24 protein-coding genes, 1 other RNA gene and 2 pseudogenes are annotated in these 24,298 nt (G+C 48.7%); 12 read left to right on the top strand and 15 right to left on the bottom strand.

Annotation, left to right across the window (positions count from 1 at the left end; translation table 11 throughout):
* Nucleotides 1–461 precede the first annotated feature (461 nt).
* Nucleotides 462–898 (top strand): annotated as a pseudogene (locus tag A7Z06_RS22335) (terminase small subunit).
* Nucleotides 899–943: 45 nt separating this feature from the next.
* Nucleotides 944–1,944, top strand: a pseudogene (locus tag A7Z06_RS20005) (IS256 family transposase); the annotation flags it as partial.
* A 234-nt stretch (nucleotides 1,945–2,178) separates the two neighbouring features.
* Here A7Z06_RS20005 and A7Z06_RS20015 read toward each other — a convergent pair.
* Nucleotides 2,179–2,589, bottom strand: a complete 411-nt coding sequence (locus A7Z06_RS20015) for an ASCH domain-containing protein (RefSeq protein ID WP_024165124.1) — start codon at nucleotides 2,587–2,589, stop codon at nucleotides 2,179–2,181.
* 184 nt (nucleotides 2,590–2,773) lie between these two features.
* Between A7Z06_RS20015 and A7Z06_RS20020 the strand changes: the two genes are divergently transcribed.
* Together A7Z06_RS20020 and A7Z06_RS20025 are read left to right on the top strand one after the other, a co-directional pair.
* On the top strand, nucleotides 2,774–3,193 hold the full coding sequence (locus A7Z06_RS20020) for a translesion error-prone DNA polymerase V autoproteolytic subunit (RefSeq protein WP_000897387.1): 420 nt from the start codon (nucleotides 2,774–2,776) through the stop codon (nucleotides 3,191–3,193).
* Nucleotides 3,193–4,461, top strand: a complete 1,269-nt coding sequence (locus A7Z06_RS20025) for a Y-family DNA polymerase (RefSeq protein WP_000457673.1) — start codon at nucleotides 3,193–3,195, stop codon at nucleotides 4,459–4,461. The genes A7Z06_RS20020 and A7Z06_RS20025 overlap by 1 nt, the downstream gene beginning before the upstream one ends.
* Here A7Z06_RS20025 and A7Z06_RS20030 read toward each other — a convergent pair.
* The 7 genes from A7Z06_RS20030 to A7Z06_RS20070 form a co-directional block, all read right to left on the bottom strand.
* Nucleotides 4,438–5,124 (bottom strand): SOS response-associated peptidase, encoded by a 687-nt coding sequence (locus A7Z06_RS20030; protein ID WP_000334554.1) that lies wholly within the window; start codon nucleotides 5,122–5,124, stop codon nucleotides 4,438–4,440. The two genes, A7Z06_RS20025 and A7Z06_RS20030, sit on opposite strands and share 24 nt — an antisense overlap.
* A gap of 714 nt (nucleotides 5,125–5,838) precedes the next feature.
* Nucleotides 5,839–8,172 carry a primase-helicase zinc-binding domain-containing protein gene (locus A7Z06_RS20045; protein ID WP_105279558.1) on the bottom strand — a complete coding sequence of 778 codons (2,334 nt, stop codon included), beginning with the start codon at nucleotides 8,170–8,172 and terminating at the stop codon, nucleotides 5,839–5,841.
* A 14-nt stretch (nucleotides 8,173–8,186) separates the two neighbouring features.
* Complete coding sequence (locus A7Z06_RS20050) at nucleotides 8,187–8,507, bottom strand: DUF5375 domain-containing protein (protein WP_000856729.1); 321 nt, start codon at nucleotides 8,505–8,507, stop codon at nucleotides 8,187–8,189.
* 135 nt (nucleotides 8,508–8,642) lie between these two features.
* Nucleotides 8,643–9,098, bottom strand: a complete 456-nt coding sequence (locus A7Z06_RS20055) for a hypothetical protein (RefSeq protein WP_000459320.1) — start codon at nucleotides 9,096–9,098, stop codon at nucleotides 8,643–8,645.
* Nucleotides 9,091–9,378, bottom strand: coding sequence for a hypothetical protein (locus A7Z06_RS20060; protein ID WP_001244665.1), 288 nt, complete (start codon nucleotides 9,376–9,378; stop codon nucleotides 9,091–9,093). Before A7Z06_RS20060 ends, A7Z06_RS20055 begins: the two co-directional genes overlap by 8 nt.
* Complete coding sequence (locus A7Z06_RS20065; protein ID WP_024192381.1) at nucleotides 9,371–9,970, bottom strand: host cell division inhibitor Icd-like protein; 600 nt, start codon at nucleotides 9,968–9,970, stop codon at nucleotides 9,371–9,373. The genes A7Z06_RS20060 and A7Z06_RS20065 overlap by 8 nt, the downstream gene beginning before the upstream one ends.
* The gene (locus A7Z06_RS20070; RefSeq protein ID WP_001149160.1) at nucleotides 9,967–10,233 is read right to left on the bottom strand and encodes a helix-turn-helix transcriptional regulator; all 267 of its coding nucleotides are present in this window, start codon (nucleotides 10,231–10,233) and stop codon (nucleotides 9,967–9,969) included. Before A7Z06_RS20070 ends, A7Z06_RS20065 begins: the two co-directional genes overlap by 4 nt.
* Before the next feature lie 551 nt (nucleotides 10,234–10,784).
* Between A7Z06_RS20070 and A7Z06_RS20075 the strand changes: the two genes are divergently transcribed.
* The 5 genes from A7Z06_RS20075 (at nucleotide 10,785) to A7Z06_RS20095 (ending at nucleotide 15,707) form a co-directional block, all read left to right on the top strand.
* Complete coding sequence (locus A7Z06_RS20075) at nucleotides 10,785–11,519, top strand: hypothetical protein (protein WP_001279716.1); 735 nt, start codon at nucleotides 10,785–10,787, stop codon at nucleotides 11,517–11,519.
* Entirely contained in the window at nucleotides 11,516–12,016 is a 501-nt protein-coding gene (locus tag A7Z06_RS20080; RefSeq protein WP_000638629.1) for an ogr/Delta-like zinc finger family protein, read from the top strand. Before A7Z06_RS20075 ends, A7Z06_RS20080 begins: the two co-directional genes overlap by 4 nt.
* A gap of 73 nt (nucleotides 12,017–12,089) precedes the next feature.
* Nucleotides 12,090–12,662, top strand: a complete 573-nt coding sequence (locus tag A7Z06_RS20085) for a phage polarity suppression protein (RefSeq protein WP_105279559.1) — start codon at nucleotides 12,090–12,092, stop codon at nucleotides 12,660–12,662.
* Nucleotides 12,663–12,714: 52 nt separating this feature from the next.
* Nucleotides 12,715–12,924 carry a hypothetical protein gene (locus tag A7Z06_RS22160; RefSeq protein WP_071590453.1) on the top strand — a complete coding sequence of 70 codons (210 nt, stop codon included), beginning with the start codon at nucleotides 12,715–12,717 and terminating at the stop codon, nucleotides 12,922–12,924.
* Nucleotides 12,925–12,965: 41 nt separating this feature from the next.
* Complete coding sequence (locus A7Z06_RS20095) at nucleotides 12,966–15,707, top strand: restriction endonuclease (RefSeq protein ID WP_000113630.1); 2,742 nt, start codon at nucleotides 12,966–12,968, stop codon at nucleotides 15,705–15,707.
* Between the two features lie 24 nt (nucleotides 15,708–15,731).
* On the opposite strand, the gene A7Z06_RS20100 is transcribed toward A7Z06_RS20095, so the two are convergent.
* The 3 genes from A7Z06_RS20100 to smpB form a co-directional block, all read right to left on the bottom strand.
* Nucleotides 15,732–16,919 (bottom strand): integrase domain-containing protein, encoded by a 1,188-nt coding sequence (locus tag A7Z06_RS20100; protein ID WP_000124712.1) that lies wholly within the window; start codon nucleotides 16,917–16,919, stop codon nucleotides 15,732–15,734.
* 184 nt (nucleotides 16,920–17,103) lie between these two features.
* Nucleotides 17,104–17,466, bottom strand: a transfer-messenger RNA (tmRNA) gene (gene ssrA, locus A7Z06_RS20105).
* A 213-nt stretch (nucleotides 17,467–17,679) separates the two neighbouring features.
* The gene (smpB, locus tag A7Z06_RS20110) at nucleotides 17,680–18,162 is read right to left on the bottom strand and encodes an SsrA-binding protein SmpB (protein ID WP_000162578.1); all 483 of its coding nucleotides are present in this window, start codon (nucleotides 18,160–18,162) and stop codon (nucleotides 17,680–17,682) included.
* A 170-nt stretch (nucleotides 18,163–18,332) separates the two neighbouring features.
* On the opposite strand from smpB, the gene ratA reads away from it, so the two are divergent.
* On the top strand, nucleotides 18,333–18,770 hold the full coding sequence (gene ratA / locus A7Z06_RS20115; RefSeq protein WP_024191158.1) for a type II toxin-antitoxin system toxin RatA: 438 nt from the start codon (nucleotides 18,333–18,335) through the stop codon (nucleotides 18,768–18,770).
* Complete coding sequence (locus A7Z06_RS20120) at nucleotides 18,760–19,050, top strand: RnfH family protein (protein WP_001117847.1); 291 nt, start codon at nucleotides 18,760–18,762, stop codon at nucleotides 19,048–19,050. Before ratA ends, A7Z06_RS20120 begins: the two co-directional genes overlap by 11 nt.
* A gap of 57 nt (nucleotides 19,051–19,107) precedes the next feature.
* Here the strand turns inward: A7Z06_RS20120 and bamE are convergent, their stop codons facing one another.
* The 3 genes from bamE to nadK form a co-directional block, all read right to left on the bottom strand.
* Nucleotides 19,108–19,452: an outer membrane protein assembly factor BamE gene (bamE, locus tag A7Z06_RS20125; RefSeq protein ID WP_001203438.1), complete on the bottom strand. Its 345-nt coding sequence runs from the start codon at nucleotides 19,450–19,452 to the stop codon at nucleotides 19,108–19,110.
* A gap of 148 nt (nucleotides 19,453–19,600) precedes the next feature.
* Nucleotides 19,601–21,262 (bottom strand): DNA repair protein RecN, encoded by a 1,662-nt coding sequence (gene recN / locus A7Z06_RS20130; protein ID WP_000880898.1) that lies wholly within the window; start codon nucleotides 21,260–21,262, stop codon nucleotides 19,601–19,603.
* Between the two features lie 85 nt (nucleotides 21,263–21,347).
* Nucleotides 21,348–22,226, bottom strand: a complete 879-nt coding sequence (gene nadK, locus A7Z06_RS20135; RefSeq protein ID WP_001059169.1) for an NAD(+) kinase — start codon at nucleotides 22,224–22,226, stop codon at nucleotides 21,348–21,350.
* A gap of 122 nt (nucleotides 22,227–22,348) precedes the next feature.
* Between nadK and grpE the strand changes: the two genes are divergently transcribed.
* The gene (gene grpE / locus A7Z06_RS20145) at nucleotides 22,349–22,942 is read left to right on the top strand and encodes a nucleotide exchange factor GrpE (protein WP_001366580.1); all 594 of its coding nucleotides are present in this window, start codon (nucleotides 22,349–22,351) and stop codon (nucleotides 22,940–22,942) included.
* Nucleotides 22,943–22,996: 54 nt separating this feature from the next.
* On the opposite strand, the gene A7Z06_RS20150 is transcribed toward grpE, so the two are convergent.
* Nucleotides 22,997–24,283, bottom strand: coding sequence for an HlyC/CorC family transporter (locus A7Z06_RS20150; RefSeq protein WP_010723175.1), 1,287 nt, complete (start codon nucleotides 24,281–24,283; stop codon nucleotides 22,997–22,999).
* Between the last annotated feature and the right edge of the window lie 15 nt (nucleotides 24,284–24,298).

Raw genomic sequence — 24,298 nt, forward strand, 5'->3', positions numbered from 1 at the left:
TTGAGGTGTTTAATTATATTTATGAGTATATTTTCTGTGATTGATTTTATATTGTGGTGATGATTACATTGGTTATAATGCATTAGAGTGGTCGCAGATATTATCATACATAAAAGTGTTTCATACTGAATTTTTCACTGATTATTTTGTTATTACCAGAGAAATAATAAAGAATGATAAGGATGTTCTGGTGTTTTTTTTCATGAAGGGGAGGATATGCCAGGAACATCACTACTCAGTCATTTCAGCTGGTTCTTTCCAGCGATCCTGAGGTTACGGGGTGACGACCTCGCAGATTTTTGCTATTTAAGAAAATTTTCCGGGAAATCATTTCCGGTTTCTCTGTTAGTTAACCAATTGATTAAAAATAAATCTGCTATTGAAAAAATGGAAATACGACCAGTCTGGAGGATAAATGGTGACCTGAACCGGAAGTATGTAAAAAGTGTATGGTAACGTAGATGGAGGTAGCTAAGCATCTTGATTTGACTGAATGCTGTTTAAGAGATCTTCAGAAACTCCCAGGAGCACCGAAAACCCGGAGACGTGGCGAATACAATATTGATGATGGCGGTGACGATTATGAAGAAAAGCTGCTTATTGCCAGATGGTAATTGACTGCAGAACAGGCCGTTATACAACAGTTAAATAATCAGAAGTCTGAAGGAAAACTTATTGATGCCGGATTCTGTATTTTGCACTCAGTAAGCTGGCGATGGTGTTGTCCGGTACGTTTGATTCCATCCCTTTATCCATACAATGACAGTTTCCGAATTTAACGCCGCACTATCTTGATCATCTGAAACCCCTTATTGCTAAGGGAGAGAATCAGTGTGCGCGTACGGGGGATAAATTACCGGATTTACTCGATGAATATATCAGAGAAAGAAATGAATAATATAATGGCTGCCGTTTCAATTGCATTGCAGCCTCTGGTAAGGGGATTGCCGATGACGGCGAGATCGAACTGAACACGCCGCGTGACTGTGAAAACACCTTCGAACCGCAGTTGATTAAGAAGCATCAGACGCGTATCACCCAGATGGACAACCAGATTTTGTCCCTGTATGCCAAAGGCATGACTACGAGGGAAATCGTCTTGACCTTCAAAGAGATGTACGACGCTGACGTGTCGCCCACGCTGATATCTCAAGTCACCGATGCGGTCAAAGAGCAGGTTGCAGAATGGCAAAATCGTCCTCTGGATGCACTGTATCCCATTGTTTACCTTGACTGTATCGTGGTGAAAGTTCGTCAAGGTGGCACCGTAATTAACAAAGCGGTGTTCCTTGCACTCGGTATTAATACTGAAGTTCAGAAAGAGTTGCTGGGCATGTGGCTGGCCGAGAACGAAGGGGCGAAGTTCTGGCTGGGGGGGCTGACAGAGCTTAAGAATCGGGGGCTTCAGGATATCCTTATTGCCTGCATGGACGGTCTGAAAGGCTTTCCGGATGCGATAAACAGCGTGTATCCGTAGACGCACATACAGTTGTGCATCATTCATATGGTGCGCAACAGCCTGAAATACGTATCGTGGAAGGACTACAAAGCCGTCACTGGCGGGTTAAAAACGGTGTATCAGGCGCCAACAGAAGAGGCGGCGCTAGTGGCACCGGAGCAGTTCCCGAATGTCTGGGACGATAAATACCCGCAAATCAGCAAAAGCTGGCGTGCACACTGGGAAAATATCAACACGTTCTTCGGCTATCCGCCCGATATCCGCAAGGCCATCTACGCCACGAACGCTATCGAATCGCTGAACAGCGTGATCCGTGCGGCCATTAAGAAGCGTAAAGTGTTCCCGACTGACGACTCGGTGCGGAAGGTCATTTATCTGGCGATCAAGGATGCATCAAAAAATGGAATATGCCAATCCAGAACTGGCGGCTGGCGATGAGTCGCTTTATTATCGAGTTCGGTGACCGCCTGAGCGATCACCTTTAATATGGCAGCAATTACACAGAATTATTTACAGGGTCGGTGTTGAATGATTTCCAGCTGCTACCGATTTTACATATTTTTTGCATGAGAGGATTTGCACCTCCTCCCACCGATCCTCCATAACTTTACGCCACTGTCTTTAGGACGGCTATGTGCCAGAGGCGGACATTAATACAAATTGCATGTGAGAAAACGGTACTCAGTTATTCTAATCTGACATGCATAAACATTGTCGGATTACAAAACCTCAACAACTTCAAACTCTTCCATAATCAGCTCCATATCATCAGAAAAATGACCTTCTTGGGTGAAAAATCGTTGATGCTCTCTCTGCCAATATTCAAGGCTCAAATCACCTTCACCTTCCTTGTGAGCGAACTCGGCAGTAACATCACAAAAACGCACCAGTCGCATCGACACCAGCCTGGTTACGCATACTGGTACATCCTGGCCGTCAAGGATGATGTTATAGCTCCCAATCCTTGGGGCAAATTCTTCCTTCTGATAAGAGGCATAAGAGCCACAGGAGGCCGTTTTAATCCCTTTTTTGATAAGCGATGCAAGCTCATTAGCCAGTTCAGGGCTGTCGCCCATTTGCCAGGCATTCGCGTCTGGATATTTCATCTTTAGTTCATCAACCTTACCCATTACAAGTCCTTTCTGATTGTAAATAATAGAGATATAGCTGAGCATTAATTGTTCGAATATTAACAGTGATGCTTTCTTGTTAGTATCATAGTCCGTTTTTCGCTCATAACAGACATTCACTTCATTGATCTATTCGTCATAAGAATATACTGTATATAAAAACAGTATATCTGGGCGGATTATCATGTTGTTTATCAAGCCTGCGGAACTGCGTGAAATCATTACACTTCCTTTATTTAGTGACTTTGTGCCGTGTGGCTTTCCGTCACCGGCAGCTGACTACGTTGAGCAGCGAATCGATCTTAATCAGCTAGTGATTCAACATCCCAGCGCGACCTATTTTGTTAAAGCTGCGGGAGATTCAATGATTGAGGCCGGGATTGGCGATGGCGATCTGCTGGTAGTTGACAGCGCCATTACCGCCAGCCACGGCGATATTGTTATTGCTGCTGTGGACGGTGAGTTCACCGCCAAAAGGTTGCAACTGCACCCCACGGTACAGCTTGTGCCGATGAACAGTGCGTATTCGCCCATTACTCTTGGCAGCGAAGAGTCTCTGAATGTGTTTGGGGTCGTCACTCATGTCGTAAAGGCATTACGCTGATGTTTGCCCTCTGTGATGTAAACTCATTTTATGCCAGTTGTGAGACTGTTTTTCGCCCAGACTTGTGGGGGAAGCCGGTAGTAGTGCTTTCCAATAACGACGGCTGTGTGATCGCTCGCAGCGCAGAGGCGAAGGCACTTGGCGTTAAAATGGGGGAGCCTTATTTTAAACAGAAGGATCTGTTTCGTCGCTGTGGTGTGGTTTGTTTCAGCAGTAACTATGAACTCTATGCCGATATGAGCCAGCGTGTGATGTCTACGTTGGAAGAGTTGTCACCACGGGTTGAGATCTACAGCATTGATGAGGCATTTTGTGATTTAACCGGCGTACGTAACTGCCGGAATTTAACAGATTTTGGCCGTGAAATTCGCCAGACCATTCTTCAGCGTACACATCTCACGGTTGGTGTCGGCATTGCACAAACCAAGACGCTGGCCAAACTTGCCAATCATGCGGCAAAAAAATGGCAATGTCAGACGGGAGGGGTTGTTGATTTATCAAACCAGGAGCGCCAGCGCAAATTAATGGCTGCATTACCGGTTGATGAAGTGTGGGGAGTTGGTCGAAGGATAAGTAAAAAGTTGGAGGCGATGGGGATAAAAACCGTACTCGATCTCGCGGATACCGATATTTGCTTTGTCCGAAAGCACTTCAATGTTGTACTTGAAAGAACGGTACGGGAACTTCGTGGAGAGTCCTGTCTTGAACTGGAAGAGTTTGCGCCAGCGAAACAGGAAATTATCTGCTCACGGTCGTTTGGCGAACGCATAACCGACTATGACACGATGCGACAGGCAATATGCAGTTACGCATCACGAGCGGCAGAAAAACTGCGTGGTGAGCATCAATATTGTTGTTTTATCTCCGCCTTTGTAAAAACTTCTCCGTTTGCACTGAATGAGCCGTATTACAGCAACAGTGCCTCGGTAAAGTTGCTGACACCCACCCAGGACAGTCGGGATATCATTAATGCAGCGACCCGTTGTCTGGACGCGATATGGCAGGAGGGATATCGCTACCAGAAAGGAGGGGTAATGCTTGGTGATTTTTTCAGTTGCGGTGTGGCACAGCTTAATCTTTTTGATGAAAACGCACCGCGCCCTGGTAGTGAAAAGTTGATGGCTGTGCTTGATATGCTCAATGGCAGAGAAGGTCGTGGAACGCTCTATTTTGCCGGACAGGGTATCCAGCAACAGTGGAAGATGCAGCGTGGGATGTTGTCACCAAGATATACAACACGAGCCTCAGATCTGCTTTGTGTCAGGTAAACGCGCGATTAACGCTGATCCCTGATTTTTAACATTACCCACCGCCCGTGATACCGGATGCCAGGTGAAATGGTCACCCGAAACGCTGCCATCAGTTGCAATCTTTGTCGCCTCTTTGCTGCCAATGTCCTGTCGCATCCATTCACGGGCTGCTTCTGGCGACAGAACAAGAGGTCGGCGGTCATGAATATCAACAAGATCTTTATCTGCTGCAGCGGTGACTATCAGAAAACCTTCCGCCTCATCGCCGCGTGTGAACGGGGAACAGCCAATTGCTGCCATAAAAATGGGTTGACCATCTTTGCGATGAATGAAGTAAGGTTGTTTTATGTCACCGTCTTTTTTCCACTCAAACCAGCCATCAGCAAAACAGATTGCCCGACCATGCTGCCAGAGAGGTTTAAACATCCGACTGGTTGCTGCGGTTTCTACACGTGCGTTAATCAGCGGAGGTTTATTCCACCATTCGGGCGCATATCCCCAGAACACAGGATCAAGATGCAACCGCTCGTCTCGTTCGCTTAACAATAGTACTTTAGTTCCCGGAGCAACGTTGAAGCGATCTATTGGTTCGGGTTCGTATGGGATATCACGCTCTGATTCTTCTGATAATAGGGCAAGATAGTCTTCACGCGTCATTGATTGGGCGAAACGTCCGCACATAGAAACCTCCAGTAACCAGACTGAAAGTATAGGGTCGAGACAAAGAAAAGCCCGCATCTGCGGGCTTTCATGTCATTAGGGAGCTGCGGCTCCTTTGCGTATCCTTTTTTGTCTCCTCACCGTCTGGTCGGTGTCCTGCTGAGACTGCTAACTTCCTGTTTTTGTTGGTGTTGTCCTTACACCGTCCAATCATGATTGGTGGAGCTGGCGGAGTTTGAATAAATATTGTATTGCTTTGATTTTTAATGATTTTGTTTAATTCAGTTTTTGTGCGTATACCTAATCGTATACCAATGGCTGTAAGTTAATGTGAAATGAAAGCGCATTTTTACTTGGATTGATGCTATATCGTACAGGAAAAAAATTTTTTTTCGGAAGAACTGTTCACACTGTTCACCTTTCTGTTTTTTCCTTTTATTTCAGTTGGATAGGTGGTGAATAATGGGTGAAGGGTGAACATTCGATTCTTCACCTCCGGCATTCTGCCGGTGTGACTCATACCGGCGATTAATCCTCCGCACTGAAAATCACACAGGAAGAAAAAAAGTTTTTTTTGATTTGATTGTTCACACTGTTCACCTTTCGTTTTTCTCTTTTAATTTCAGTGTGATAACGGGTGAACATACGGTGAAGGGTGAACACTGGATTGTTCACCTTCGGGGGATTCAGGGATGAAAAAAGACCGGCAGATGCCGGTCAGATGAGTCATGATGGTCAGGTTGTTGCAGGGTCGTCACATTTTGGCAGCCAGTCGCCGTAGCTTTCCTCTTTCAGCGTCAGGTTGGTCTGTATCCCCTGTTTGGTATGGCGCTTCTCGTAATTCAGTCCGTATTCCTTCAGCATCACCGGCAGCCCCAGCCCGAACATTTTCAGACTGAGTACATTCCGGTAGCCGTTTGCCTCCATGTAGGCCAGATAGGCGTGATAGAGGTATTTACGGTAATTACGCGGGATGATACTGGCGTTCCCCATATACATGCCGCTGGTCTGCGGCAGGGTTTCCAGATAGCCGATAAAATCAAACGTCGGGTCGGCATCCCGTTTGATGTTCAGTGCCTCGTCTGAGTTCTGCTGGGACTGAAGCAGTGACCGGGCGAGCATCGGGTCGCTGAACTTCTGCATCAGGTGACGCACGATGACCGCCAGCTCGCGGGTGATTTTGTCCTTAAGCTGCGGGTCGCGCTCCTGCGGGGCTATCTGTTCCGGGAAGTGAATAATCACCCGCCGGCGTGACACGCCGCCGCTGCGGTCGGTGAAGCGCATCGGGTTATTGTTCACGGCCAGAATTACCGCCGGGATGTGCGTGGAGTACGCATCCCGGTATTTCGGGTCAACGGACACCGCATCGCCGCCGGTGATGGCCTTGAGTCCGGCTCCGTCGCCGCTCCATTTTTCCTGGTCCGGCAGGCGTATCAGTGAGAAGCCAGTTAACGCGGCACGTTCACGCGGGGATTCCAGCGTCTCGATGGTGGCCGACGTGGCGTTATCCTCACCAGCCAGCAGGGTGGCTATTTCGGCCATGATACTTTTGCCGCTGCCGCCGGGACCGGTCACCTCCAGAAAGAGCTGCCAGTCGTAGCGGTTTGCCAGCACCATAAACAGTGCGGCCAGAATCACGTCGCGTTTTTCCGCACGGCCACCGGCGGCACGGTCAAGCCAGCGCCAGAACGCGGGAGCGTGGGTTTCCAGCGTTTCACCTTCCACCGGCGGGGTGAAATCCACATCGCACAGGGTGCGCATCCAGTGTGACGGACTGTGCGGGTGGAACGTGCCGTTCTGCGTGTCGAGCACGCCGTTACGAAAGCCAATCAGGCGGCGGGAGGGGGCTTCCTGTTGCGGAATAATCAGCTTCAGGGTGTCCACCACGGAGGCCACCTTCCCGGAGGAGAACGGCGCGCGCAGCCGCTGAAACAGCCCGGCCACATCCCGGGCAAAGTCCTGTGGTGGCAGCACCTTCCAGACACCATTTTCATAACGGGACAGAAGCTGGCCGTTGGCATCGACCGCGAGCGCCTCGCCGTAATGCTCATAGATACGCATGGCCTTTTCGCTGGTACTCATGGCGGAAAACTCCGCTTCGCTCATGGTGTCGAACGGGCTTTCAGCCGGTGGCCGGATGGCATCGTAAATGGCCTTACGGGTGGCCTCCCCGCCGTACTGCGTGAAGGCATCATTCCAGTCACCGAAGACCGGCGGCAGGGCAACAACACCTTCACACGCATCTGCGGCTGCGGCGGCTTTTTTCTGGCCGTCACCGCTGAGGTCACGGTCAGCGGCAAGGACAATCTGACAGGCGGGGTGCTTCTGCCGGGCAAGGCTGGCCAGAGAAAGGAGGTTCACGGAAGAAAGCGCCACCATCACCGTTTCACCGGTCAGGTGATGCACGGTAAGTGCGGTCGCGTATCCCTCCGCTATCCACAGACGTTTTCCGGCCTGATTCTGTCCTTCAAGGGTGTGACAGGTGCCCCTGACCTGTCCGCCTTTCAGGGTGCGCTTACGGCCGTCAGCACTGATTAACTGAAGGTTAACCAGTTCGCCGCTGTCGTCATACAGTGGCACCACAAGGTCACCGGCGCGCCAGCTCACGCCACCGGCTCTGTGTGTGCCGGTCAGCATCCGGCATTCCCGGCCGGGAAAGCCCTTGCGGGTCAGGTAGGCGTTACCGGTTCCGGTACGGGTTTTCGCCATCAGGGTTTGTGCCAGTGTGGCGGCGTTCTTCCGGGCAGCGTCTGTTTCAGCAACGGCGGCGGCCGTCACTGCCGGGTCAGCCGGTGGCAGGCTGCCGGTCACGGCAGCCACCTTTGCGGCCGCGTCGGACGGGGAAACACCAAACACCTTTTCAACCAGTTTCAGGCCGTCACCGGCACCACACTGATTGCAGTACCAGGTGCCGCGCCCCTCCCTGTCATCAAAACGGAAGCGGTCACTCCCGCCACAGACCGGACAGGGCTGATGACGGTTTTTCAGCACCTGAATCCCCAGCGCCGGGAGAATACGCGGCCAGTGGCCGAGTGCATGGCTGACGGTGGCGGTTACGTTCATTTTCATGGTGTTGTTCTCCTTCAGTGCAGTACCGGCGCTTTTATGTGACGGGCACAGAGTTCATCCATCACAACCAGCCCGAGAAAGGACAGCGACGGCGCGGCCTTCAGGGGGCCGGATTCCATTAAATCTTCCAGCAGGGCACAGGCTATCTGACGCCCTTTTTCCTCACCGTGCTGGCGCAGATAAAAGCCTTCCAGCTCAGCGGCGATGGCCGCCTCCAGTGACTCAAGGGTGAGATGCGGGTAGCGGTGCTGACGTTCGCACACGGTCAGCCAGGCACAGGCGACAGCGCGACGGTAAAGGGCAGCGCGTAAGACGGGCGGTAAGGGTGTTTTCATTTGCTTTCCTCCCTGTGACAGATGACTGCATTCCGTGCCGGTTGCATTAACTGATAAGGCATATCTGCGTCTCCTGAAGACGTGCGTATCCCTGCGCGAATACGCACATTTAATTTTTCGGGTGTCGTTTTTTAATTACAGATAATTGCGGTAACTGTTATCCGGGGTGATTTCCGGGTCAGGCTCCGTGCGGGGAATTTCCCGCCATTCCCGCGCCACCGGTGCCGCCCGGCTGACCGGAACAGGCTCCTGCGGGTAAATATCCAGATATTTCTCCCGCCATTTCTGTAATTCCGGGTCTCCGGCCATTTCTTTCAGTACCGCATGCCGGTTTACGGGGCTGCGTTTAAACAGGTCAGGACGGTCACAGGTAAATTCCCGCAGAAAACGCCCCAGCGGGATGTCTGTGGTGCGCCCGTCGGCGAGGATACGCACAAGGATACTGAATTTACGGCGGTACGGGTTCCAGACAATTTCCGGGCAGCGGTACGGCATTTCCCACGGAATACCGTCTTCCAGAATGCCGACCACGGCCACATCGGGAAAACCGGCAGAACGGTAAATCTCACCGGGCTGGGGAAAATCAAACATGCGTCCTGTCTCCCCGGTCTTTCTGCTGGGCGAGAAAATCGCGGCACAGGCCTTTGGCTTTCAGCTCATTCAGCACAAAATCAATATCTTCATTCAGGTAGCTGAAAATATGCGGAATGTAGAGCTGATGCAGGCCGGAGAGTTCACGGTGAATCAAATCACCCCCAACAAACTGGGATACGGCGCTGGCGCGGTTGAGCTTATGGTAAGCCTCAATGCTGAGGTGTTCACGGGCGTCATGACGCGCTGAGACGGTCTGAGGGGCTTTTTTATTACGCACGGGACACCCCCATCACCGGCAGACGGGCAGCAAGGGAGAGCACATAGTCACGGACAAGGGAACGGCGGGCACTGCGTTCATCACCGGCGACGGTGCGAAGCATACAGATACGGGGATGACGGTCTGCACGACGGACAGCCGCAAACACAAAGACAAATTCAGGGTGTGAGGGGGTAAGGGTTGTAGCCATAAGGCAGCCTCCTTCGAGTAGCAAATAACTGCTATCGCCGGAGTTTCCACGCTCAATGGCGATAGCCCAGACGGGGGTGGAAATACCGGCCTCGAAGAATACCGGCCAGCCCGGAGGCTGCCCCGCCTGAGCTACCATTGACTCTGCGGCATAATGAGCGGACGCGGGCAGGATGCACGGAATGCCATCTGCACGACTGACCACACACCACACCATAATCTGGCGCTCTGTGGCGTTGATTGCGACACAAAAAAAGACGCATGGCGCGTCATATGTCGCCTTCGAGTTACACGGGTTTCCACGCCCGGCTGCCGATTTTGCGACAGCGGAAAAACTATATCCGCAAATGCCGGAAAAAGGCAAGCCAGAAAAAGGGAGTTTTTGCAGAGCGGGCATCATCATGCGTCGTACCCCCGTTTGCGTCCGGCGATGCGCCCGGCCATCCATGCGGTGACTTCAGAGTGCAGCCAGGCCACATTTTTACCGCCAAGACTCACCTGCGGCGGAAATTCCCCCTTACGGATGAGTTCATAGATGGTCGAGCGTGACAGGCCGCACAGGTGCATCACTTCCGGCAGACGTAAAAAACGCTCCTGCGTGATGTCCGGCAGCGGCATCAGTGGTGTCACAGGGGCGGGAGACGGGGAAGAAAAAACAGCTTGCATCGGGCTACCTCGTTAATGTCCATACAGCACCGGATAAGTCCGTCCGGCTTCGGGTAGCGCTTTATTTTGTAAATATTTTCAGCAGACGCAACAGGGGGGATTTGTTCCGGCAGCCTTACAATGCTTGTGTGTTTTTTGTTCATCTCCACTTAAAGTCATTTAAAGCCACTTAAAGCAATTCGTAATTTTTATAGTGAAATACAAATCGTTTTTTCTTATTCATTCCCGGCGAATTAATAAAAACAAACAGTAGTAAACAGCACAAAAAGCCCATCAACGGGTGAACAGTGGTGAATAGACGGTGAACAGTCATTACTGCGATTGTTCACCCTTTAACTTACTGTATTACTTATCTTTTTTATTAAGGTGAACAGAGGTGAACAGTAAAATATAAAAAACAAACAGTAAGCCGGTTTTTCCTGTGACCTTTTCCTGGCTTGCCGGTGTGAGGATGAGTCTCCTGTGTCAGGACTGGCACATCTGCAATGTGTCGTGTTGTTGTCCGGTGTACGTCACAATTTTCTTAACCTGAAGTGACGAGGAGCCGGAAAATGTCTGACCACACTATCCCTGAATATCTGCAACCCGCACTGGCACAACTGGAAAAGGCCAGAGCCGCCCATCTTGAGAACGCCCGCCTGATGGATGAGACCGTCACGGCCATTGAACGGGCAGAGCAGGAAAAAAATGCGCTGACGCAGGCCGACGGAAACGACGCTGACGACTGGCGCACGGCCTTTCGTGCAGCCGGTGGTGTCCTGAGCGACGAGCTGAAACAGCGCCACATTGAGCGCGTGGCACGCCGGGAGCTGGTACAGGAATATGACAATCTGGCCGTGGTGCTGAATTTTGAACGCGAACGCCTGAAAGGGGCGTGTGACAGCACGGCCACCGCCTACCGGAAGGCACATCATCACCTTCTGAGTCTGTATGCAGAGCATGAGCTGGAACACGCCCTGAATGAAACCTGTGAGGCGCTTGTCCGGGCAATGCATCTGAGCATTCTGGTACAGGAAAATCCGCTCGCCAACACCACCGGGCATCAGGGCTACGTCGCACCCGATACGGCTGTCATGCAGCAGGTGAAATCATCGCTGGAACAGAAAATAAAACAGATGCAAATCAGCCTCACCGGCGAGCCGGTTCTCCGGCTGACCGGACTGTCAGCGGCAACACTCCCGCACATGGATTATGAGGTGGCAGGCACACCGGCACAGCGCAAGGTGTGGCAGGACAAAATAGACCAGCAGGGAGCAGAGCTTAAGGCCAGAGGACTGCTGTCATGATTTACTGCCCGTCGTGTGGACATGTTGCTCATACCCGTCGCGCACATTTCATGGACGATGGCACCAAGATAATGATTGCACAGTGCCGGAATATTTATTGCTCTGCGACATTTGAAGCGAGTGAAAGCTTTTTCTCTGACTGTAAAGATTCAGGAATGGAATACATTTCAGGCAAACAGAGATACCGCGATTCACTGACGTCAGCCTCCGGCAGCATGAAGCGCCCGAAAAGAATGCTTGTTACCGGATATTGTTGTCGGAGATGTAAAGGCCTTGCGCTGTCAAGAACATCGCGGCGTCTGTCTCAGGAAGTCACCGAGCGTTTTTATGTGTGCACGGATCCGGGCTGTGGTCTGGTGTTTAAAACGCTTCAGACCATCAACCGCTTCATTGTCCGCCCGGTCACGCCGGACGAGCTTGCAGAAAGCCTGCATGAAAAACAGGAACTGCCGCCAGTACGGTTAAAAACACAATCATATTCGCTGCGTCTGGAATGAGGGCTGCCGGTTAACACCGGCCGTCGCCGCACACCGTATTTTTATTCTTCAGCATGATGAGAAAGAGATAACGATGGAAAGCACAGCCTTACAGCAGGCCTTTGACACCTGTCAGAATAACAAAGCAGCATGGCTGCAACGCAAAAATGAGCTGGCTACGGCCGAACAGGAATATCTGCGGCTTCAGTCAGGAGAAGGCAGAAACGTCAGTCGCCTGGACGAATTACGCAATATTATCGAAGTCAGAAAATGGCAGGTGAATCAGGCCGCCGGTCGTTATATTCGTTCGCATGAAGCCGTTCAGCACATCAGCATCCGCGACCGGCTGAATGATTTTATGCAGCAGCACGGCACAGCACTGGCGGCGGCACTGGCACCGGAGCTGATGGGCTACAGTGAGCTGACGGCCATTGCCCGAAACTGTGCCATACAGCGTGCCACAGATGCCCTGCGTGAAGCCCTTCTGTCCTGGCTTGCGAAGGGGGAAAAAATTAATTATTCCGCACAGGATAGTGACATTTTAACGACCATCGGATTCAGGCCTGACGCGGCTTCGGTGGATGACAGCCGTGAAAAATTCACCCCTGCGCAGAACATGATTTTTTCGCGTAAAAGTGCGCAACTGGCATCACGTCAGTCTGTGTAAAATTCCCCGAAAATCCTCCCGTTTTTACTGAAAAAAGCCATGCATCGATAAGGTGCATGGCTTTGCATGCGTTTTCCTGCCTCATTTTCTGCAGACCGCACCATTCCCGGCGCGGTCTGAGCGTGTCAGTGCAACTGCATTAAAACCGCCCCGCAAAGCGGGCGGGCGAGGCGGGGAAAGCACTGCGCGCTGTGGGTGCATAACCAAAAGTTTTGATGTCGTAAATATGCGCAAGATACTGGTTTCTGAAACTCGAGGTTGATATCTTACTTGTCAAAAGGATATGAGATAAGGAGTGTATAAATGGCCAGGCCGTTACCACTGAATAAAGATTTGATAGTTTGTGTACCTAGTAATTATTCCAATACCTCGAGAGGGAAGTTTTTCGAGAATTTTTGCGCTGATATACTCCGCCGGCAATCGTATAGAATTGATGGTATGGAAGTCAGAAAATCTGGCATGGAAATTGATATTCAGGCTACTCATACACCATCAAATGAAAAGCTGTATGTAGAATGTAAATTCATGCAGCAAAAAGTTGATTCATCTGTGGTTGATTTGGCATTTTCTCAAGCATTTAGGTTGAGAGTTAAAAAAATTGCACTTTTTTCAATTTCTGATTTGGGTAAAGATGCTCAGTCAACGCTTGAGGATTATAGACTTGATGAGCGTATAGATTATTCTTTTTTTGATAAAAAAGAGATTCTTATATCTATACTTGCAACAGGTAAGGTTGAGGATATTCCAACAGATGACATTCCGGCAAAATATACTAGTGCAACACTTTTAGTTCATCCTGAAATAGAAATGACTTGGCTTTTGCAAGAAGTTGAAAATGGTAGCCCTATAAGAGTGGTGCCGTTCGCTATAAATAAAAATAGTAAAATTCCAAGTGTCAGTCGCATAAGTGATATTATAAAGGAGCAAGGGCTTTTTGAAGGGTTGGAAGTAACTGATTTTTATATATTATCTGAACCGGAACAAACTGTTTCGTCTTCAAAATTATCTGAAAATTACGAAAGGGAAATTGTCAGTGAAATAATTCTTGCTGACGATTTTATGGATTATAAGCCATGTCAGCCGAAAGACTTTGTTGGTCGCGAATATATACAGAAAGAAGTTTGGGATTATCTTGAGAATGTTAGAGGAAATAGCTCTCAAAGTAGAGTCCTATCACTTATAGGCGGTTCAGGAAATGGAAAGTCATCTTTAATAGCAAGGCTATCCTCAAGATTTAAAAATCAAAAATGGAAGAATAAATTCTTCCTTACACCAGTCGATGTCCGTTCTGCTAGAGGCGGACGTTTTGTGGCAGAAGCTGTCGTTAAAGCTTTCAGCAGTGCGATCAAAGAAGGTTTTATCGAATATGAAAAACCATTCCTGATTGAGAGTGTTACGGATATCATAGGATCTGAGAGTGTTCAGGAATGTTTAAAATACCTTTCCGAACATGATAAGGTATTGACTATTTTCTTTGATCAGTTCGAAGAAGTCTTTATGAAAGAGGAACTATTCGGGCTATTTAAAGAATTTGAACGATTCGCACTCGATGTCTCGGCACTACAAAGCAATTTAGTTGTAGGGTTCTCATGGAGAACTGGTATTACTTTAGGGGATGAAAATCCAGCGTACTCAATGTGGAATCGGCTAAAAGATTATAGGGTTGAAAAGAAACTTGAGCCTTTTGATCTAAAAGATTCATCTAAATTAATTAATAGTTTCGAGCTAAATACAGGGTTTAAATTAAATAAACCTTTACGCACGCGTCTTATTCAGCAAGCTCAAGGTTATCCATGGTTATTGAAAAAGCTTTGTATTCATGTATTCAAAAAACTAAAAGGAGGTATCTCACAGGATCAAATGTTGGTTAGTCAACTACAGATCTCAAATTTATTTCATGAGGATTTAGATAGGCCTGAAAAACAAAATTCATGTTTAAAATTTGTGGCAAAGAACTCTCCGATTAGTCAATATGAAGTTACTAAAGAGTTTGGGAGTGATACTGTTTTAGAGCTAATTTCAGATAGGATGGTAATTAAAACAGGTGAAAAATTATCAGTGTATTGGGACGTTTTTCGAGATTACTTGAAAGGAAATGACCTTCCAGTTATACCATGGTCATATATGCCATCAACATCTCCGAAAATGGTTTTGTTAATTCTTGATGTTGTAAACTCGTTCAAAACCATTAGCTTGGATGAACTGCAAACTAAACTAAAATATAGTCGGGGAACATTAATAAATGTTTTAATGGATTTGCAGTATTTTGTTCTCATAGACAGAGATTTAAATGGGAATATAGTTTGTAAACAGACTATCACAAATGTCCCTGAGTTTCTTCGTGAGCATTTTAAGAGTCATAGTGTTTTGTTAGAATTGGCAGAGAATATTGTTGATGCCGATTTAAGAAGAGTTCCTATCGATAAGTATGAATCTATAATAGCCCATACTTATAAGAATAAAGATGGTGGTTATCCTAAGTCTTATAGTTCAAAATTATTGGCTTGGTTACAATTTACGGGGCTGATAGCGGTTATCGGAAAATCTGTGGTTATATATGATGGCGAGTTGTTTTCCCCAGCATTTGGGGCGATTGATCTAGATAAAAGAGGGGCACGTAATAGAAGAGGATCACTTTTCTTAGCTGCTACTTCGCCAGAAAAAACACTCGAAGTTGCCGAGTATCTGTGCGCCAATAAAAAAATGAGCCATTCATTCATTCAGGCGAATAAACATAGGAATGCAGTGCAGGATTTAATTTCTTTAGGTTTTTGTTCTCGACAAGATGATGGTGTGGTGATAAATAATAAAATAGAAGTTATATTAGAAAGCATCAGCCTTGAAAGGGCTTTAGCTAGGTTAGTCACTGAATCTCCAGCTATCAAAATATTAAATGCTTATGTAAATAAATTTGGCGATGATGATAAGAAAATGATGGGGGCAGCACTAGCAAAAGAACTTGAGAGAACATGGACACCTGCATCTACTACTAGATATATTTATGCACTAATGAGATATCGAAATTTCGCATTGGAAACTTTATAATTATTAAATCATAGGGCGAAAGCCCTATGATTTTACTTTTATACCCCACCATGACATCAATTCTCTGCGTTGTTCTAAATAAATAGAACGATTATACGCCCGCCGTACTTCATTTTTATCTATATGCGCTAAAGCTGATTCTATAATATCGGAATTAAAACCAGACTCGTTCAACGCTGTGCTAGCTATAGAACGAAGCCCATGAGCAACGAGTTTACCGCCATAACCAATCCTTTTAAGAGCAGCATTAGCAGTTTGGCTATTCATAGGTTGTTTAGGATCATTCCTGCTGGGAAAAACATGTTCTCGGTGAGCGCTAATTGGCTTCATTACATCCAGAATCTCTAATGCCTGTGGTGATAAAGGAACAATGTGTTCCCGCTTAGCTTTCATCCGTTCGGCTGGAATAGTCCAGAGCTTCGTATCGAGATCGATCTCTGCCCAACGGGCACCAGAGGCCTCAGAAGGGCGCACGAGCGTCAGGAGTTGCCATTCAATGAGACAGCGAGTCGGAACAGACAGATTTGACATGACTAAAGAACGCATCAGCTTCGGCAATTCTTCTGGCCGCAGCGTCGGCATGTTTTGTTTTTTGGGCTTCTCAAAGGCCATTCCAATACCTGATGCTGGATTGGCATCAATCAGACCAGTGTTTACGGCATAAATCATTATCTCGTTAATACGCTGCACTAGTCGACGTACAGTCTCAAGCGCTCCACGAGCTTTGATTGGTTCCAATGCTTCAACTAATATTCGGGCTTTAATTTGCTGAACGGGGATCTCACCGATGGCAGGGAATACATCTTTCTCCAATGAGCGCCAAATGTCTTTTGCGTAATCAGGGGTAACGCTTTTACTTTTGAGCTGGAACCAGTTAGCGGCGACCATTGAGAAAATACTGTCCAGAGCGATTTGCTGCTGTTCCTCTGCAACTTCGGCCTGAATTTGTGGGTCAATTCCGTTGGCTAACAAGGCAAGGTAATCCGCTCTTAACCCTCGGGCGTCAGCAAGTGAAAGGGCGGGGAAAGCACCAAGCCCCATCATTGTCCGCTGTTTTGTCGCTGGACGTTGATAACGGAAACGCCAGAGCTTTTTCCCGCTGGTTTTCACTATCAGGAAAAGGCCATCGCCATCATGCAGAGTTAGATCCTTCTCTAACGCTTTAGCGCGAAGAACTTCGGTGTTGGTAAGGGGGCGTGTTGTCCGTGCCACTGTGGCCGCTCCTTCATGAATTGGTATACGCTTTTAGGTATACATCCTACCGTATACCTAAACGTATACCAATAATCACCGGATTTAGCCGGATGTTCTCGGACAACGACAGACACAAAAAAGCCCGCAGGGCTTGTGCCATGCGGGCTTTCTGTACTTCACCGGACGTATCCGGATCATGATTTGGTGGAGCTGGCGGGAGTTGAACCCGCGTCCGAAATTCCTACATCCTCGGCACTACATGCTTAGTCTGTCTTTACATTCGCTTGCCAGCTGCGGACGGACACGCCACTAACAAACTAGCCTGATTAAGTTTTAACGCTTCAACCCCAGGCAGGGCTTCCACGCGATCTCTTTTGGGTTTGACCTCTCTTGATCCCCGTCCTAAGAGCGGAGGCTAGGGAGAGAGGGCTCTAAGCAGGTTATTAAGCTGCTAAAGCGTAGTTTTCGTCGTTTGCGACTATTTTTTGCGGCTTTTTACGAGGCCAACCGCCCCTCGGCATGCACCTTGGGTTTCGCAAATCCCGTCGAATCCAGAATCAGCCCCAATGTGTAACGGCGAGTATACCAGATTTGTGAGCGTCATGACCAGCCCCAATGGCGTTATCGTTCAGGATTTAGCGCCCGCGTAGCATGATTTTTATTCGATTAAGCAAAGGGATGACGACATCTGTATCAAATATGATAGCCGATAAGATGTGCATTCGCGCCACCGGAGAGGGGAGGCGCGGTGAGGATCTGCAGTATATGTGATGCAGGTTTAACGGTGAGCGTTTTTCATGATACGCGCTTTATCAACCTGCCATTCACGTTCTTTGATGTCGGAACGTTTATCGTGCTGTTTCTTACCTTTCGCGACGCCGATTTTCACTTTGCACCAGGCATTTTTCCAGTACAGAGAGAGCGCCACTACGGTATAGCCTTCACGATTGACGCGACCATATAATGAGTCCAGTTCGCGCTGATTGAGAAGTAACTTGCGGGTACGAGTAGGATCGCACACCACATGTGTGGAAGCCACAGCCATCGGCGTGATACTTGCGCCAAACAGGAACGCTTCTCCGTCGCGCAGAAGGACATAGCTGTCGCTAATATTGGCTTTTCCTGCGCGCAGGGATTTAACTTCCCAGCCTTGCAGGGCAAGTCCCGCTTCGAACTCTTCTTCAATAAAGTATTCGTGACGGGCGCGCTTGTTAAGCGCGATGGTCGCTGAACCAGGTTTATGTGCTTTTTTCTTCGTCATAAGCGTCGTGAATCATCGGTAATCTGAAATCGAAAATACCCCATATCAATCCTGCGGGGGACAAGGCTCTATCTTAGCATGAACACGATGTTACCCAGCGCCGGGATAGCGTTTTTTTTACAGCAGGATAAATGATATTATTTGTTGGATTTTTGTTGATGGAATTTGTTATGCCTCAAATTAGCCGGACCGCACTCGTTCCCTACAGCGCGGAGCAAATGTATCAGTTAGTGAATGACGTTCAGTCTTATCCTCAGTTTTTGCCAGGTTGTACTGGAAGTCGGATTCTGGAGTCCACTCCTGGACAGATGACCGCTGCGGTAGATGTCTCTAAGGCTGGGATCAGCAAAACGTTTACTACCCGCAACCAGTTGACCAGTAACCAAAGTATTCTGATGAATCTGGTTGATGGGCCGTTCAAGAAATTGATCGGCGGCTGGAAGTTTACACCGTTGAGTCCGGAAGCGTGCCGTATCGAGTTTCATCTCGACTTTGAGTTTACTAATAAGTTGATTGAACTCGCCTTCGGTCGCGTGTTTAAAGAGCTGGCGGCTAATATGGTGCAGGCTTTCACCGTGCGAGCAAAAGAGGTTTATAGTGCCAGGTAAAATTGCTGTAGAGGTAGCTTACGCGTTATCAGAGAAGCAGTATTTGCAGCGTGTAACATTGCTGGAGGGTGCGACGGTTGAAGAGGCAATTCGCGCAAGTGGTTTGCTGGAATTGCGTACAGATATCGATTTAACTAAAAATAAAGTCGGCATTTACAGTCGTCCGGCAAAACTGAGCGATATCGTGCGCGAGGGCGATCGTGTAGAGATTTATCGACCACTGATTGCCGATCCGAAAGAGCTTCGTAGACAGCGCGCAGAAAAATCGGCGAATAAATAGCAGGCAGAAAAAAGGTGCTCACTGAGCACCTTTTTTAATCGCTATAAACAGCAAGTTTTATTCGTTGCCACTCAGCGCAGGTTTGTTATCAATATTGGTCAACACACCGCTGCTGTTAAAGGTCAGCGTCAGAGTTTGCTGCGTTACACCTTCATGGCCTGGTTGCTGGCGGAAGACATAGAACCAGGTATTTGTACCAAATGGATCGGACATCAGCGGTGTACCCAATGCGTACGCAACTTGTTGTTGCGTCATGCCAACGCGTATTTTGGACACGTCGTTAGCGGTCAGATAGTTCCCCTGGTTGATGTCAGGACGGTAAACCACTCGCTCCAGAGTGGAACAGCCTGCGGTCAACATCAATAGTACTGCTGCTGCAGCAGTCAGCGTTTTACAGCGCATAGTGATTTGATTCCTTTTCGGGCCCGAGCAGTACGTGGCTCATCTGTAATATGCCGATGATAATAGACCTTTCATCACTTTAAAACCTTTTGCTTTCCGGTCTTACGGCGTTTTGCTGTTTATTCTGACCGTGAAGCAGGAAAAAAGTTTACGCTGCCAGTAGTTCTTTCGCGTTCGCCAGCGTGTTGCGTGTGACTTCACTGCCGCCAAGTAGGCGCGCCAGCTCTTGTAACCGCGCCTTTTTATCCAGGGATTGCATATGCGTTTCGGTCATAGCGCCATCGGTTTCTTTGCTGACAAAATAGTGTTGATGACCGCATCCTGCAACTTGTGGCAGGTGGGTAACACACATCACCTGGGTTGATTCACCAAGCTGACGTAGCAGTTTGCCGACAACTGCCGCTGTCGGACCGCTAATCCCCACATCCACTTCATCGAAAATAAGCGCCGGGGTTTCCATTTTACGCGCGGTGATGACCTGAATTGCCAGTGCGATACGGGACAATTCACCACCGGAGGCGACTTTGGCAATGGGCTGCATCGGCTGACCTGGGTTGGTGGTTACCCGAAACTCAATACGATCAGCGCCGTCAGTGCCCAGGTGATGTTCGTCAAATTTAACATCAATCGTAAACTGGCCATGCGGCATGGAGAGCGCCTGCATACTGTCGGTGATCAGGTGCGCCAGCTCAGTTGCATAGTGCTGGCGTTGCAGGTGTAATGCGCGCGCCGTTTCCAGCGCCTGCTGATGATGTTTCGTTACCGCCAATGCGAGTGTTTCTTGCGAGTCAGCTTGATCGTCCAGTTGCTGCTGTTCTTCCAGTAGCGACTGGTAATACTGTGGCAATGCCTCAGGGCTGACGTGATGTTTACGTGCCAGCGAAATCTGTTTGGAGATGCGCTGTTCAAGTTCAAACAAGCGGTTAGGGTCGAGATCCAGACGATCGCAGTAGTGGCGTAATTCGTCACTGGCTTCGGCAATCTGGATAGTAGCCTCTTCCAGCATATCAAGTACGCCGGACAGTTTGCTGTCCATACCAATCAATTCGCTGACCAGTTGTTTAGCGGTGTAAAGCTGGCTTTGCAGGTTCGCATCTTCACCGTCGGCCATTAATGCCAATGCATTCTGGCTGGTCGTAAGCAATTGACCGCTGTTAGCCAGACGTTTGTACTCTTCGTCGATTTGTTCAAACTCGCCGGGCTGCGGATTAAATTCGTTTAATTCTTTTAATTGGTATTGCAGTAGTTCAGCACGGGCGGCGCGTTCCTGACTGAGTTGTTGATGATGCGCGAGGTCACGGCAGCTTTGATGCCACAACTGATAACGTGCGGTCATTTCCTGGAGCAGAGACGTTTCATTGGCGTAGCCATCAAGCAGGAATTTCTGATGCTCAGGTTTGGTGAGTAACTGATGAGCGTGTTGACCATGGATCTGAATCAGCAACTGACCCAGTTCGCGTAGCTGAGACAGCGGAACAGCCGTACCGTTGATAAAACCACGAGAGCGGCCATCACTACTGATAACACGACGAAGCAGGCATTCGTGGCCATCTTCCAGTTGGTTTTCTTCCAGCCAGTGCAGTGCTGCGGGCGTATCTTTTAGAGAAAAACGGGCGCACAAATCAGCGCGGGCAGCGCCGGTACGCACCATGTCGGCTTCAGCGCGACCACCGAGACACAGGCCGAGAGCATCTATCGCAATAGATTTACCCGCGCCGGTCTCGCCGGTTATTACGGTCATGCCGCTGTGAAAATCAATCTCAAGCTCACGAACGATAGCAAAATTGCTGATGGTCAGTTGTGCCAACATAGTTGTTTTCCTGTATGAAAAACCATTACTGTTATTGTGTACAGTATAAACTGGTTTTATATACAGTAAAGAGGCTGGCGTAAAATTAGAATAATTTTTTTGACCAGCCGAGTTTGGTACTTAATGTATTGAAATAGCTGTAATCTTTCGGATGAATTAGATTCAGATGGTAATCACAGCGACGAATCAGGACATCTTCACCTTCCTGAATCGGCAGTGCTATCTGACTGTCACAACTGATTTCCAGGTCGTTACGTCGATGCGAAAAACGCAGGCGGATCGTGCTGCTGCTGTTTATGACCAGTGGTCGCGCTGACAACGTATGCGGGAACATGGGCACCAGGGTAATCGCATCCAGAGAGGGGGTCAGAATTGGGCCACCCGCCGACAGAGAATAGGCGGTAGAGCCTGTAGGTGTCGAAATAATCAGCCCATCAGATCGCTGAGAAAACGCAAAGATCTCGTCGATGTACACTTCGAACTCAATCATATGCGCCACTTTGCCAGGATGTAGTACCACTTCATTAATCGCGGTGCTGATGCGTTTCTGGCAATCTTGCTGACAGACCTGCGCTTCCAGCAAAAAACGTTTCTCGCTGATGTAATGACCTTCCAGCACATCGGCTAATTGTTGCTGGGCGTTATCGGGATCAAGGTCAGTCAGGAAACCCAGGTTGCCACGGTTGATGCCGATGACTTTAATGTCGTAGCGCGCGAGTGTGCGCGCCGCGCCCAGCATATTGCCATCGCCACCAACGACTACCGCGAGATCAGCCAGTTGCCCAATCTCCGCGAGCGTGCCAGTTTTCACATTCTTCAGTTGCAGTTCGTGAGCGATTTGTTGCTCAACGATGACCTCGTAACCTTTTGTGCACAGCCAGCGGTAGAGCATTTCATGTGTTGTCAGTGCAGTAGGGTGCCGTGGGTGTCCCACAATGCCAATACACTTGAAATGATTATTCATTTTTCCGAGGTCCTTGTTGCGAAGATTGATGACAATGTGAGTGCTTCCCTTGAAACCCTGAAACTGATCCCCATAATAAGCGAAGTTAGCGAGATGAATGCGAAAAAAACGCGGAGAAATTCATGAGTAGTAAAGAACAGAAAACGCCTGAGGGGCAAGCCCCGGAAGAAATTATCATGGATCAGCACGAAGAGATTGAGGCAGTTGAGCCAGAAGCTTCTGCTGAGCAGGTGGATCCGCGCGATGAAAAAATTGCGAATCTCGAAGCTCAGTTGGCTGAGGCTCAGACCCGTGAACGTGACGGCATTTTGCGCGTAAAAGCGGAAATGGAAAACTTGCGTCGTCGTACTGAACTGGATATCGAAAAAGCGCATAAATTCGCGCTGGAAAAATTCATCAACGAATTGCTGCCGGTGATTGATAGTCTGGATCGCGCGCTGGAAGTGGCTGATAAAGCTAATCCGGATATGTCTGCGATGGTTGAAGGCATTGAGCTGACGCTGAAGTCGATGCTGGATGTAGTACGTAAGTTTGGCGTTGATGTGATTGCCGAAACTAACGTGCCGCTGGACCCGAATGTGCATCAGGCTATCGCAATGGTGGAATCTGATGATGTAGCGCCGGGTAACGTACTGGGCATTATGCAAAAAGGTTATACGCTGAACGGTCGTACGATTCGCGCGGCGATGGTTACTGTAGCGAAAGCAAAAGCTTAATTACTGTTTTCGTAATAAATTACGGCCCGGCATGTGAATGCTGGGCCGTTTTTGTTACTCCGCCACACTCTCGCGCAGCGGTTTCACAGGAAAAACTTTTACCTGCTTAATCATATTGTCCTGTACGTCGAGAATATCGATATCGTACTCGCCAATACGCACGCGAGTGCCTGCGACAGGAATCTCTTCCAGTGCTTCCAGAATGACGCCATTAACCGTGCGTGCATCGTCTTCCGGTAGATGCCAGTTAAAGGCTTTGTTGATTTCTCGCACGTTGGCGGTGCCATCAATAATCACCGAACCGTCGTTTTGCGGAGTGACTTCTTCGGCAAGCGTTGGCGACATCGACGTGGTGAAATCGCCGACAATCTCTTCCAGAATATCTTCAACCGTCACCAGCCCCTGAATATCGCCGTATTCGTTGACAACCAGGCCGACTTTCTTTTTATTGCGTTGAAATTTAACTAATTGGGTACTGAGCGGCGTGCCTTCCGGCACAAAATAGATTTCGTCCGCAGCGCGCAGCATAGTTTCTTTAGTGAACTCTTTTTTCTCCGACATTAGCCGCCAGGCTTCACGCACACGCAACATGCTGATAGCGTCGTCCAGCGAGTCGCGGTACAGCACTATGCGCCCGTGAGGAGAGTGGGAGAGCTGACGGAGAATCGATTTCCAGTCATCGTTGATATCAATACCGATAATTTCACTGCGCGGCACCATGATGTCATCAACGGTCATTTTTTCCAGATCGAGTACCGACAGCAGCATATCCTGGTTACGACGGGAAATTTGTGACCGCGATTCGTGCACAATGGTGCGCAACTCTTCTTTACTCAAAGAGCCGCTAACCACGATATCGGTTTTGATGCCCATCATGCGCATTAACATGCGGGTGATCGCGTTCAGCAACCAGACCAGCGGCATCATCAAAATTTGCAGCGGAGCTAACAGAAAACTACTCGGATAGGCGACTTTTTCCGGGTACAGCGCGGCAATGGTTTTCGGCAATACTTCGGCAAAAACCAGCACTACGAAGGTCAGTACGCCAGTCGCAATTGCCACACCCGCATCGCCGTACAAGCGCATCCCAACAATAGTGCCGAGCGCGGAGGCAAGAATATTGACCAGGTTATTGCCGATTAACACCAGGCTTATCAGGCGGTCTGGCTTGCGTAGTAATTTTTCGACCCGTTTAGCCGAACGATTACCCTGCTTCGCCATATGCCGCAGACGATAGCGGTTGAGTGTCATCATTCCGGTTTCGGAGCCGGAAAAATAGGCTGAAATGACCACCATGATGATCAGAATTATGATCAACGTGGTAGTAGAGATATGTTCCAGGGGAAACTCCTTTTC

The sequence above is a fragment of the Escherichia sp. MOD1-EC6819 genome (assembly GCF_002965765.1).
Lineage (GTDB): Bacteria > Pseudomonadota > Gammaproteobacteria > Enterobacterales > Enterobacteriaceae > Escherichia > Escherichia ruysiae.

What these genes read in the sequence shown, in the direction of transcription:
- grpE (WP_001366580.1), top strand. Translation starts at nt 22,349, where the DNA reads ATGAGTAGTAAAGAACAGAAAACGCCTGAGGGGCAAGCCCCGGAAGAA.
- nadK (WP_001059169.1), bottom strand. Translation starts at nt 22,226, where the DNA reads ATGAATAATCATTTCAAGTGTATTGGCATTGTGGGACACCCACGGCAC.
- A7Z06_RS20050 (WP_000856729.1), bottom strand. Translation starts at nt 8,507, where the DNA reads ATGAAAACACCCTTACCGCCCGTCTTACGCGCTGCCCTTTACCGTCGC.
- A7Z06_RS20075 (WP_001279716.1), top strand. Translation starts at nt 10,785, where the DNA reads ATGTCTGACCACACTATCCCTGAATATCTGCAACCCGCACTGGCACAA.
- A7Z06_RS20055 (WP_000459320.1), bottom strand. Translation starts at nt 9,098, where the DNA reads ATGTTTGATTTTCCCCAGCCCGGTGAGATTTACCGTTCTGCCGGTTTT.
- A7Z06_RS20015 (WP_024165124.1), bottom strand. Translation starts at nt 2,589, where the DNA reads ATGGGTAAGGTTGATGAACTAAAGATGAAATATCCAGACGCGAATGCC.
- A7Z06_RS20070 (WP_001149160.1), bottom strand. Translation starts at nt 10,233, where the DNA reads ATGCAAGCTGTTTTTTCTTCCCCGTCTCCCGCCCCTGTGACACCACTG.
- A7Z06_RS20045 (WP_105279558.1), bottom strand. Translation starts at nt 8,172, where the DNA reads ATGAAAATGAACGTAACCGCCACCGTCAGCCATGCACTCGGCCACTGG.
- smpB (WP_000162578.1), bottom strand. Translation starts at nt 18,162, where the DNA reads ATGACGAAGAAAAAAGCACATAAACCTGGTTCAGCGACCATCGCGCTT.
- A7Z06_RS20025 (WP_000457673.1), top strand. Translation starts at nt 3,193, where the DNA reads ATGTTTGCCCTCTGTGATGTAAACTCATTTTATGCCAGTTGTGAGACT.
- A7Z06_RS20095 (WP_000113630.1), top strand. Translation starts at nt 12,966, where the DNA reads ATGGCCAGGCCGTTACCACTGAATAAAGATTTGATAGTTTGTGTACCT.
- A7Z06_RS20030 (WP_000334554.1), bottom strand. Translation starts at nt 5,124, where the DNA reads ATGTGCGGACGTTTCGCCCAATCAATGACGCGTGAAGACTATCTTGCC.
- recN (WP_000880898.1), bottom strand. Translation starts at nt 21,262, where the DNA reads ATGTTGGCACAACTGACCATCAGCAATTTTGCTATCGTTCGTGAGCTT.
- ratA (WP_024191158.1), top strand. Translation starts at nt 18,333, where the DNA reads ATGCCTCAAATTAGCCGGACCGCACTCGTTCCCTACAGCGCGGAGCAA.
- A7Z06_RS20065 (WP_024192381.1), bottom strand. Translation starts at nt 9,970, where the DNA reads ATGATGATGCCCGCTCTGCAAAAACTCCCTTTTTCTGGCTTGCCTTTT.
- A7Z06_RS20020 (WP_000897387.1), top strand. Translation starts at nt 2,774, where the DNA reads ATGTTGTTTATCAAGCCTGCGGAACTGCGTGAAATCATTACACTTCCT.
- A7Z06_RS20085 (WP_105279559.1), top strand. Translation starts at nt 12,090, where the DNA reads ATGGAAAGCACAGCCTTACAGCAGGCCTTTGACACCTGTCAGAATAAC.
- A7Z06_RS20080 (WP_000638629.1), top strand. Translation starts at nt 11,516, where the DNA reads ATGATTTACTGCCCGTCGTGTGGACATGTTGCTCATACCCGTCGCGCA.
- bamE (WP_001203438.1), bottom strand. Translation starts at nt 19,452, where the DNA reads ATGCGCTGTAAAACGCTGACTGCTGCAGCAGCAGTACTATTGATGTTG.